Source organism: Variovorax sp. P1_H12_2, assembly GCF_056405335.1.
In genome coordinates this window covers 1-10742 of record NZ_JBFUCI010000209.1, presented here as the reverse complement: position 1 = coordinate 10742, position 10742 = coordinate 1, and the positions used below count along the sequence as shown (strand labels likewise).

General features: G+C 68.4%; 8 protein-coding genes. 4 read left to right on the top strand and 4 right to left on the bottom strand.

The features are described from left to right. Positions 1-507: ABC transporter ATP-binding protein (locus tag AC1D2K_RS20150; protein ID WP_478090602.1), on the bottom strand; the 507-nt coding region annotated here is incomplete at its 3' end. A gap of 601 nt (positions 508-1108) precedes the next feature. Between AC1D2K_RS20150 and AC1D2K_RS20145 the strand changes: the two genes are divergently transcribed. From AC1D2K_RS20145 to ydiK, 4 genes are all read left to right on the top strand, one after another. After that, entirely contained in the window at positions 1109-2740 is a 1632-nt protein-coding gene (locus AC1D2K_RS20145) for a serine hydrolase (protein WP_478090601.1), read from the top strand. A 50-nt stretch (positions 2741-2790) separates the two neighbouring features. Beyond that, the gene (locus AC1D2K_RS20140) at positions 2791-6852 is read left to right on the top strand and encodes a G8 domain-containing protein (RefSeq protein WP_478090600.1); all 4062 of its coding nucleotides are present in this window, start codon (positions 2791-2793) and stop codon (positions 6850-6852) included. A 120-nt stretch (positions 6853-6972) separates the two neighbouring features. Then, positions 6973-7425 (top strand): hypothetical protein, encoded by a 453-nt coding sequence (locus AC1D2K_RS20135; protein WP_478090599.1) that lies wholly within the window; start codon positions 6973-6975, stop codon positions 7423-7425. 154 nt (positions 7426-7579) lie between these two features. Then, positions 7580-8650, top strand: a complete 1071-nt coding sequence (ydiK, locus tag AC1D2K_RS20130; protein WP_478090598.1) for an AI-2E family transporter YdiK — start codon at positions 7580-7582, stop codon at positions 8648-8650. Between the two features lie 42 nt (positions 8651-8692). Here the strand turns inward: ydiK and AC1D2K_RS20125 are convergent, their stop codons facing one another. From AC1D2K_RS20125 to AC1D2K_RS20115, 3 genes are all read right to left on the bottom strand, one after another. After that, the gene (locus tag AC1D2K_RS20125; RefSeq protein WP_478090597.1) at positions 8693-9568 is read right to left on the bottom strand and encodes a DMT family transporter; all 876 of its coding nucleotides are present in this window, start codon (positions 9566-9568) and stop codon (positions 8693-8695) included. Continuing rightward, on the bottom strand, positions 9561-10391 hold the full coding sequence (locus AC1D2K_RS20120; RefSeq protein ID WP_478090596.1) for a DUF2182 domain-containing protein: 831 nt from the start codon (positions 10389-10391) through the stop codon (positions 9561-9563). Before AC1D2K_RS20120 ends, AC1D2K_RS20125 begins: the two co-directional genes overlap by 8 nt. A gap of 11 nt (positions 10392-10402) precedes the next feature. Beyond that, on the bottom strand, positions 10403-10742 hold a 340-nt coding region (locus tag AC1D2K_RS20115; protein WP_478090595.1), incomplete at its 5' end, for a DUF1326 domain-containing protein.

The window sequence follows — 10742 nt, the reverse complement described above, 5'->3', positions numbered from 1 at the left end:
GCGCAGCAGGTTTTCCACCGCCGTCGTCGAGGCGGCGTCCAGGGCGGCGGTGGGCTCGTCCAGCAACAGCACCGCGGGCTGGAGCGAAAGCGAACGCAGCAGCGCCAGCCTTTGACGCTCGCCGGTCGACAAGCGAGCGACCTCGGCATCGAGGATGGCCTCCGGCAGGCCGAGTTCGCCCAGCATGGCACGGGCGGCGTCGACCTTGTCCGAGGCGAAATGCGCGGCCACCGTGGGCGCCCACCAGGCCGGCTCCGCGGCCTGGTACACCACCTGCCGCCGCCATTCGGGCGCGCTCCAGGCGTTTCGCTGGCGGCCATGCAGGCAGACCGTTCCGGTGCCGGGGTCGAGGTCGGCGATCAGCCGCATGAGGAGGCTCTTGCCCGAGCCCGAAGGTCCCATGAGCGACACGCATTCGCCGCGTCCGATGTCGAGATCGAAGGGCCCGCCGTGCACGGAGCGCAGGCCGCGCAGGCCCAGCAGCACGACGGCGGTGGCGCTGGTCATGCGGGTGCTTGCGCGAGGCTGGCCTATTTCGGGCATGCAGCGATCATCGGCCATTTCCGTCGGGGCCAATATGGCGCACATGGCGCCCCGCCGCTACGCCGCGGGCTCGACCATTTCCGACGAAATGCGGACCGGCCTTGAACTGCGACTGCGAAGACGATGCGCGCCTGCTGACGATCTTCTCGCCCCATGCAGAGGGCGTGCCCCAGATGCCCCCCCGGTGCCGTGTGCGGTTGCAGGGCCCGGTCGCCGTGATCCCCTCATAGGCACTGCATGAGCGAGCGCCCCGACCTCGATGAGTCGGCGTGCTGGATGCATTGCAGGACCACTACGTGGTGCTGTGCCTGCCCAATGGATTGCCCAATCCCGATCGCGGGATGTCGATAGGGCTCGTTCGAAGAGTGCTAAAACCCTCGGCGGTAAGGTCATCAGGACGGACGGGTGGCGCAGCAGCTCAGCCAGGCCCAGGCGTGGGTCGATATCCGCGCGCCGGGGTCGCTACATCCGTAATTTGGACAACCCCACGAACGCAGACACAATCGCGCGTCCGAACTCGGACGCATCAATGAAAACAACAAACTCGATGTCTGCAAGAAGTCCCATGCGCAGGGGTGCGCAGGCGGTGGTTCTGGGCGCCAGCTTCGCCCTGGCCGCTTGCGCCGGCGCCGGCGGCGGCGACGGCGGGGTGGTGTTCGTGCCCGCACCGGCGAATGCCGGCCCGGCCGGGGGTGGGTCGCAGTCGCCTTCGGAGACCTACGCGACCCCCATTCCGGCAGGGCAGATCGATGCCGCCGTGGCCAAGCTGGACGAACTGGCGGCCGACATCATGCGCCGATCGAACATTCCGGGCATGGCGGTGGCCGTGGTGAAGGACGGCAGGACGGTCTATGCCAAGGGCTTCGGAGTGCGCCGGATCGGCTCGCCCGAACGGGTCGATGCGGACACCGTGTTCCAACTCGCATCGATGTCGAAGCCGATCGGCGCGACCGTGGTGGCCGGGCTCGTGGGCAAGGAGACGGTGTCCTGGGACACGCCCGTCGCGACCCAGCTGCCCGGGTTCGCGCTGTCGGACGACTGGACCACGCAGCACGTGACGATCGGCGACTTCTACGCCCATCGCTCCGGCCTTGGGCCGCACGTCGGCGATCACCTCGAGGACCTCGGCTACGACCGCCAGCAGGTGCTGCAGCGCCTGCGCTATGTGTCGCTGCAGCCCTTTCGGACCACGTACACCTATACGAATTTCGGCCTGACGGCCGGGGCCGAGGCCGCGGCTACGGCGGCCGGGCTCGATTGGGCGACGCTGTCCGAGCGCACGCTCTACCAGCCGCTCGGCATGACGTCCACGAGTTCCCGCTTCGCCGATTTCATGCAGCGCGGCAACCGGGCCTCGGGCCATGTGAAGCGCGATGGAAGCTACCAGGCGCTGTACCAGCGCCGGCCCGATGCGCAGTCGCCGGCGGGCGGTGTCAGCTCCAGCGTCAACGATGTCGCGCACTGGATGTCGCTGGTCCTGCAGAACGGGTCGTACGAGGGACGCCCGGTGGTCAAGGCAGAGGCCCTGCTGCCCGCGATCAGCGCGCAGATCGTGTCCTCGCCGTCCACCAGTGCGTCGGCGCGCGCGGGCTTCTATGGCTACGGCTTCAATGTCGGCACCTCGCCCTCCGGGCGCGTCAAGCTTGGCCATTCGGGCGCCTTCCTGCTCGGCGCGGGCACGGCCTTCTCGATGATCCCGTCGGCGGGGGTCGCGATCGTCACGCTCACCAACGCGGCGCCCGTGGGGGCCGCCGAGGCCTTGAACGCCGCCTTCGACGACCTGGTCGAGTTCGGCCAGGTCTCGCGCGACTGGTACGTCGCCTACGGGGCCAGGATGGCGGAACTGTATGCCCTCGACGGCTCGCTGGTCGGCCAGCAGCCGGCGGCCCAGCCCGTGGCCCCCCTGGGCAGCAACGCCTACACCGGCACCTATGCCAACAACTACTACGGCCGCGCGGTGGTGGAAGCCAACGGCGGCGGCCTGGTCCTGAAGATGGGGCCGGCGGGCGCCAGGACCTTCACGCTGCGGCACTGGAACGGCAACACCTTCGTCTTCGATCTGTTCGGAGAGAACGCCGAGCCAGGATCGCTCTCCAGAATCGATTTCAGGCCCGGCGTCTCGGGGCTGTCGGAGAGCCTGCAGATCGAGTACTACGCCCAGGACATCGCGCGCGGGGTGTTCACGAAAACGCCCTAGCCCGTTCCATCCGGTCCGGTGGACTCTCGAAGATTTTTGGAGGAATGAAGATGCTCAGTTTTGCAGTTCGCAGCAGCTTGCTGCTGGCCTTGACGGTCCTGGCCGGTTGCGGTGGATCCAACGGAGGCTATCCGTTGCTCGCCACCGTGCCCCAAGGGGTCGCGGCGCCTTGCGCCACGGCCTTCGACGGCGTGAGCGGCGGCAGCGCGAAGAGCCTTCTTCTTTCCAAGGATGAAGGCGATACGGTCCCGCTCTCGTCCTGCACGTTCGACGCGAAGCGCAACGTGACCATCGGCGGCGACGGCGGCTGCGGGCCGCGCGTGGTCATCGACCAGTCGTTCACCGACAAGGACAAGAACGCGCTCGGCAAGATCACGATCGCGGCCAACGGCAAGCTCGCGGTGCCGCACATCATTCCCGGCGGCACGCTCGAGGTCGAGACCGCCGGCATCCTCGTGGCGGGCACGTTGTCGATCGGCACCGAGAGCTGCCCGGTGGGCAACGACGGCGATCCCCAAGGCCGCGTGAAAGTCACCTTCACGGGCTCCCAGATCCCCTCGGACCCGGCGATCGACAGCGGCTCCGACAAGGGCATCGAAGTGCGAATGGGCGGCATCCTGCGCCTGTACGGCGCCAAGGGCGCGGCGCCCAAGGGTGTCAGCTGGACGCATCTGAGCCGTCCCGCCGGCCCCATCCGCTACCAGGCGGCCGACAAGGGCATCGGCGCGCCCGTGGCCGCGAGCGGCGAACGCCGGCTGTACCTGGCGGCCGACGTGCGCAAGGGCGACGGCGGCGGATGGCAGGCGGGCGACTGGATCGTGGTCGCGACCTCGAGCTTCAGCCCCTTCGAGTCGGAGTTCGTGCAGATCGCATCGGTCGAGGCCGCGGGCAGCGGCAGCCTGCTGACGCTGGCGCAGCCGCTGCGCCACTACCACTTCGGCGGTGCCGATCCGGGCCTGCCCTCCGAGGCCAACTACGGCGCCGACGCCAGCACCAACTATGGCGTCGACGAGCGCAGCGAGGTGGGGCTGATCAGCCGCAGCATCAGCTTCAGCGCGCGCACGCCGGCCACCGCGAGCGCGGATGCCAAGGACCAGAACGCCCATTGGGGCGGGGAGATCCGCATCCTGGCCGGCTTCGCCGAGGCCAAGATCCAGGGCGTGGAACTCGAGAAGTTCGGTAAGRCACGCCTGGGCAGCTATCCGATCCACTTCCACATGACCGGCCAGGCCGGGCCCCACCTGGTCGACAGCAACAGCATCCACCACAGCTACAACAAGTGCGTGACGGTGCACATGAGCCAGGGCGTGGCGATCACCAACAACGTCTGCGCGCGCGCCGTCGGCCACCTCTTCTACCAGGAGCTGGCCCAGGAGCAGGGCGGCAGCTTCATCGGCAACCTGGGCATCGGCGCGATGAGCCATCACTTCGGCATCGACGAAGCGAAGGTGCCGAGGACCGACGACGAGGAAAAACTCGTGAAGAACTGGTGGGAAGGCGACAACCTGGTCAAGGTCGCGGGCCACGAGTACGACAGCCTCAACGTGCCGAACACGGACAGTCAGGCCAACCCCATGCACGGCAGCTGCTACAAGGCGGACCCCGGAGTGCCGGGCGCGCTGGTGTTCGCGCAGGAAGCCCCTTGCGCGCCCGACTCGAAGTTGATGTACGTCGAGCAGTCGAGCGGCTTCTGGATCGGCAACCCCGGCACCCGGATCGAGGGCAATTCGATCGCCGGCTGCCAGGGCACCGGCAAGGCCTACTGGTACGTGCCGCCCGCGACGGGCAAGCAGCGCTTCGAGCGCCTGGGCTCCTTCCTGAACAACCGGGCGCATGGCTGCTTCGACGGCCTGTTCGGCGAGGAGGAATTGCCGGTGAAGTCAGGCCAGATGTTCCCCACCGCCGACGGCACGGACTCGGGGCAGAACGTGATCTCGCACTTCAAGGGCTTCACGGCCACGCGCATCCGCAACCGGGGCGTCTGGGTGCGGCCGATGTGGAACGCGGTCGAGACCGGGCGCTTCGCGACCAACCGGGAATCGGTGACGCTGGTGAGCTCGGGCGGCCCCGACGGCAACGGGCCCGGCGTGTGGTCGCTGCTGAAGGACTCGGTGATGGTGGGCATGAGCACCAACAACGTCGACCGCTGGGGACCCTGCCCGCCGACCAGCGGGGACGGCTACGGCTGCGTCGACCGCAACCCGCGGGCCAACGAGATCATGGACAAGGGCTACCCGTCGCCGCGCTGGAATTCGGCCGGCTACATGATCTACGACGGACCGGTGCGGGTGATCCGCAACCACTTCGTGAACTTCCGCAAGGACATCACGGATTCCCTTACGGTGGAGGATCGCACGGCGCTGAAGCAATTCGTGTGGAGCAAGCAGCCGAACTTCCCGGACCTCGATGCCTACACGAGCTACGAAGGCGATGCCGCGCTGGGCTGGTTCCAGTCCAACCAGAGCGCCTATCCCACGGCCACGGTCGTGAAGGCGCTGAGCTTCGACAACGTCGACCTGCGCCACCAGATCTACACCGAGCGGGTCAACGTGAACACCTTCAAGGACGGCGACAAGAACACCGCCGTGATCGACCTCGACGGCTCCCTCACGGGCTTGCAGGTGGTCGATGCGAACGGGGTGCGGGTGYCCGACGAGTATCCGATCTCGCTCAACAACCTGCCCTTCAACCGCACCGGCAACGCGGTCGACGAATGCCTGGCCACGGGCTCGCAGGACGAGCAGTACGAAGGCCGCGCCACCTCGATGATCTCGCCGGGCAACATGGCCTCGCTCGAATTCGAGGCCATGTACCCGACGCCGGAGTCCTGGCAGGACATGGTCTTCGTCAAGGACTCCACCGACGCGGGCGAGCATCAGCGCATGGTGCTGCAAAGCCGCAACGGGCTGGACATCTGGGAGCCCAAGGTCGCGAGCGGCACCGGTTACACGGTGCGCACCGCGCCCAGCAGCGACGCCGGCCACAAGGCCAGCGCGCCCTCGACCGGCATGCCGGGCATGGTGCGCGTCGGCCTCACCGACGCGGTGAAGTCGGACATGGGCAACAAGCCCTTCCACGTGCGGGTGGGCATCTGCTACTCGAATGCCCAGGGCACTTCGCCCAGCGTTCCGCCCACCGGCGCCTTCACGATCACGCGCGGCTACAAGTCCTGGGGCGGCAACGGCGTGAACTTCAACGACCTGGCGGTGCGGCGCAGCTTCAATCGCCTGTCGGGCCTGTACGACGGCCAGAACTGCTTCAACCTCGACCAGCAGAACCCGGGCACCAACATGGCCGGGGGCGGCAAGGGCTGCCCGGCCGAGGGCGTGATGCTGCGGCCCGAGACCGGCTGCGGCGGCCTGCAGGAGGCCAGGGACCAGGCGGGCCAGGCCGTGTGTGTCTTCCCCAGAAAGACCCTGAGCCCGGCCTCGAGCATCGCCGACATCACGAATGCAGACGGCACGCCGGCCTCCTTCGACAAGTACTACTTCGACAGCGCCACCGGCATGCTGTTCTTCTACGTGGTGCAGGACAGCCCCAACGCCAAGGGGGCGGCGCCCGTGGGCAGTTGCAGCGGCAAGCCGGGCGATGACCCGGCCTGCCCGGGAGCGGACGAGCTCGAGACCTACTTCCCCTGCCCGACGCAGGGCTGCACCAACTACTCGGTGGTGGTGAACGACGCCAGCTACTCGCCCGGCCCGTCGACCTGCGACGCGCGCGCCGGCGGCTCGCTCTACGGCGCGGGCGGCTATGCCATGCCCGAGCCGGTGATCACCAACCGCCTCGGCCACGTGGGCCAGAGCGGTCCGTCGGCGGTGGTCAATGCGGTCCCGGCATCGGGCGTCAAGTACAAGGAGACCTTCAAGCGCTGGGACGCGGTGCCCGCCGCCTCGTGCCCGATCAGCACGCCGCCGGCGCGCCCGGTCCCGGTCGCCGATGCGGGTGCGAAGCGCGACAAGTCGTCCATCCAGGTGGCCGGGTGGCTGCGTGACGGCCTCGAGCTCGGCAGTGCGTCGGCTTCGCGCTGGTCGAAGGAGTGGTTCTCCGCCAAGCGCTCGCCGATCCCGGACATCAGCGCAATGACGCAGATCTGCAGCGCGTCGCCGACGTGAAGCCCGGGGGTTTCATGCGCAACATGGCCCGGCGTCGTGCATGCCCATCCCTGCCGCAGAATCGAACATCGACCAGAGCCACCGGCCGTCCGTGGCTCTCTGGTCTTCGAGGAAGACCCGATGGGACAGCTATTCAATGACACGCTGCATGAACGCCTGGGCACCTGGCCGCTGGGATACATCCCCTATGGCGGCCCGGACTACGGCGAGATCGAGGCCGTGGCGCGCGTCGTCGGCGAAGGCGACGACGATGCATTCCACCGGGCCTGGACCGCAGCCGGCGGCCGCCTGGCGGCCGAGGGCGACGCGGCCTTGGCCAAGGGGCACCGTGCGAGAGCGCACGAGTTGCTGCTCCGCGCCTCGTGCTGCCACGGAAAGTCCTACCACCCGTTGTATGGACGGCCGGTCGACCCGCGCCTGGTCACGTTGTACCGCAAGCAGATCGAGCTTTTCGATCGAGCCTTGGCGTTACGCGACGAACCCGTCCTGCCCATTCGGCCATTGCGAAATGTTCAGTCGTTCGCTGGTCGACAGGCGGTCGCTGGACTGGCTCGATGGGCGCTGAGGCATTGAAGCTGGCGAGGCTTCGCCCCGCCCCGGGGACGGGGAAGAAAAAGCCCTCCTGAGTGTGTGCAGGGCCGCGGCCCGACCTCGGCTACGATCGGCACGCCTTGATACGGAAGAGCGTCGCGCGCACTGCGAGGCCTCCGAAAGGAAGTGAAACATCATGATCGACACTCGCTCCGACCTCGCCAAGATCACCTTCGGCGTGCTGACCATCGTCCTGCTCATCGGGTCCTCGTTGTGGATCCTTCGCCCCTTCCTCGGCGCCACGATCTGGGCCGTCATGGTCGTGGTCGCCACCTGGCCGGCGCTGCTGTGGTTCGAGGCCCGGTTGTGGAATCGTCGCAGCCTGGCGGTGCTGGTGATGCTGCTGATCCTGCTGCTGCTGTTCGTGCTGCCGCTGACCATGGCGATCTCGACGATCGCGGCCAATGCCGACGAAGTCGTCGCCTGGTTCAAGTCGCAGATCAGCAAGGGGCCGCCACAGCTTCCCGACTGGTTAGGCCGCGTGCCTTTCGTCGGGCCGAAGCTGGTGCTGGCCTGGGACGAACTCGTGGCCTCGGGCGTTTCCGGCCTGGAGGCGAAGGTCACCCCCTATGCCTCGCGCGTCACGGGCTGGCTGTTCTCGCAGGCCGGCGTCGTGGGTGCGTTGACGCTGCAGTTCCTGCTGACCGTGGTCATTGCGGGCGTGATGTACGCCCAGGGCGAATCGGCGGCCGCCGAAGTTCGGCGCTTCGGCCGCAGGCTTGGCGGTCCGCGCGGGGAAGACGCTGTCGTGCTGGCAGGCAAGGCGATCCGGGGCGTGGCGCTGGGCGTGGGGGTGACGGCCATCGTCCAGGCCGTGACGGGCGGCATCGGCCTGGCCATTGCCGGCGTGCCCTTTGCCGCCTTGCTCACCGCGGTGATGTTCATGCTGTGCATCGTCCAACTCGGACCGACGCTGGTGCTGGCCCCGGCCACGATCTGGATCTTCTGGAACGGCTCGACCGGCTGGGGCATCTTCCTGCTGGTGTGGACGCTGATCGTCGGCACCATGGACAACTTCCTGCGTCCCATGCTCATCAAGCGCGGCGCCGACCTGCCGCTGCTGCTGATCTTCGCCGGCGTCATCGGCGGGCTGCTCGGCTTCGGACTGGTCGGGATCTTCGTCGGCCCGGTCCTGCTGGCGGTGTCCTATACGTTGGTCAACGCGTGGCTCGACAGCGCCGACCCGCCGGCCGTCGAACCGCGCTGAGCGGGGCCCTGCAGACAAGGCCGAAGTCGCCGGCCTGTCGCGCTAGGGTCGCGCCTTGGGGGACCTGCTGGCGAGCACCAACGCAATGCCGCCGAGGATCGCCCCGGAGGCGACGGCCAGGCGCGGCGTGATCGCCTCCGACAGGAACAGCACGCCACCGAATGCGGCGATGGGCGGTACCGACAACTGCACGGTGGCGGCGCGCATGGCGGACAGCGCGGGCAGGGCGGCATACCAGATGACATAGCCGATGCCGGAGGTGAGTGCGCCCGAGGCGATCGCCAGGGCGACCCCGCCGGCATCCGCCTGCGCCCTGGCGGCGAACAGCAGGCTCAGCAGCAGCGCAAGCGGCGCCGCCCGCGCGAAGTTGGACGCCGTCGCGGCCAGCGGGTCCGCGGTTCCGCGGCCGCGCAGCGAGTACACGCCCCAGGCCACGCCGGCGATCGCCATCAAGGCGGCACCCAGCGGCGGCGGCGCGGCGACACCCGGCGACACCAGGTAGAAGAGCCCTGCGACGGCCAGGAGCAGACCGATGCACGCGATCGGTCCGAAGCGCTCGCCGGCGCGCAGTCCCACGCCGAACATCGTCAGTTGAACCGCGCCGAACAGAATCAACGCACCGGTGCCGGCGGACAGGCTGAGATAGGCAAAGGAGAAGAACGCGACATAGGCGAACAGCATCGCAGCGGCGAGCCAGTCGACCCGGCCCTGCGATGCCCGCTCCGGCCTGAGCCGCACGATGACGGCGAGCGTCAGCGCTCCGGCAACCAGCCGGATGCTGGAAAAGCTGGCCGGATCGATGCTGGCTTGCTGCAACGCGAGCCGGCACAGCAACGAGTTGGCGGCGAAGGCGAGCATGGCCGCCGCGGTCAGGAGGATCGTCCGCAGCGCGGGCAGGCCGCCGCGCGCCTCAGGCATGGGTGGCCACCAGGACGATGGCCCAGGCCAGCAGCGCGAATCCGAGTGGCGCACTGAGACGCCGGCCCCAGCGAAGGTTCTTCTCGATCGCCATCACGGCGGCGAGCAGCAGCATCCAGCCGAGGCTGCCGGTGCCGAGCGCGAACATCAACAACATCAGCGCCCAGCAGCAGCCCACACAGAACAGGCCGTGGTGCACGCCGAGGGCGAAGGCCTGACGCGCCTGGGCTTGACCGCGCCAATGCTCGATGACGAAGCTCAAGGGCGTTCGGCACTTGTCCAGGCAGCGGTGCTTGAGCTTGCTGAACTGGAAGGCGCCGGCCAAGCCGATCGTCGCGGCGCCGATCAGCCAGCCATGCCCGGCGAGCGTGGGCGCCGCCGCGAGCACCGACAGCACGCCGGCGTGAAGCAAATGCGCCAGCAGCCCGAAGGCGCCCCACACCGCCATGTAGCCGAGGCCGAGCAGCATCAGCAGGCGCCCATGGTCCGGGCGCTGGGCCGTCAACCGGTCGAAGGCGTTGAACAAGGGCAGGGTCGTCGGCAGCATCATGGCGGCCGTCATCAAGATCCAGGCGGCGGCGTAGAGCACCAGGGGTACCACCACACCGCCGGCCGGAACGGCACGGCACAGAAACGCCGCCGGTCCCGAAGACGTCCAGTCGTCGTGCTCGAGATAGCGTCCGTACGGGCTGCGCGTCCAGGCCCACAACACCAGCCATGCGAACGCGATCAGCGCGGCCAGGACCGCCAGGAACACGCGACGGTGACGGGAGGCACCGCTCGGCGCTGGGCGCGCCGACCTGGCACCCGCGGTGGCACTCATCGAGGCACCGCTCACGCGTCGAAGACGAAGGTGCTCTGCAGGGCGTTGTGGTTCTTGATGTCGACGTCGATGCCGAGGGCGGGGTTCTTGGAACGATAGGTCGGGGCCTTGCCGACGAATACCGGCGCGCCCGGCACGGTCGAGAACACGGTGTCGGAGAGAGTGGTCTGACCGCCGGTCGCGCCGCGATAGGGCTCGAGTTCGGCGTAGTAGTTCTTGCCGATCTCCAATTCGCCCTTGCCTTCGTTCACCGTGAAGCGGATCGGCGCCCGCTCGACCGACACCACCTGGCCGATGAGCTTGGCGAGGTCGGCGATCGGCCCGCCAGCCTGGCCGGTGTAGACCTTGAGC

Excerpts from the sequence above, each read along its gene's own strand:
- AC1D2K_RS20145 (WP_478090601.1), top strand. The coding sequence starts at position 1,109 with ATGCGCAGGGGTGCGCAGGCGGTGGTTCTGGGCGCCAGCTTCGCCCTG.
- AC1D2K_RS20135 (WP_478090599.1), top strand. The coding sequence starts at position 6,973 with ATGGGACAGCTATTCAATGACACGCTGCATGAACGCCTGGGCACCTGG.
- ydiK (WP_478090598.1), top strand. The coding sequence starts at position 7,580 with ATGATCGACACTCGCTCCGACCTCGCCAAGATCACCTTCGGCGTGCTG.
- AC1D2K_RS20125 (WP_478090597.1), bottom strand. The coding sequence starts at position 9,568 with ATGCCTGAGGCGCGCGGCGGCCTGCCCGCGCTGCGGACGATCCTCCTG.
- AC1D2K_RS20120 (WP_478090596.1), bottom strand. The coding sequence starts at position 10,391 with ATGAGTGCCACCGCGGGTGCCAGGTCGGCGCGCCCAGCGCCGAGCGGT.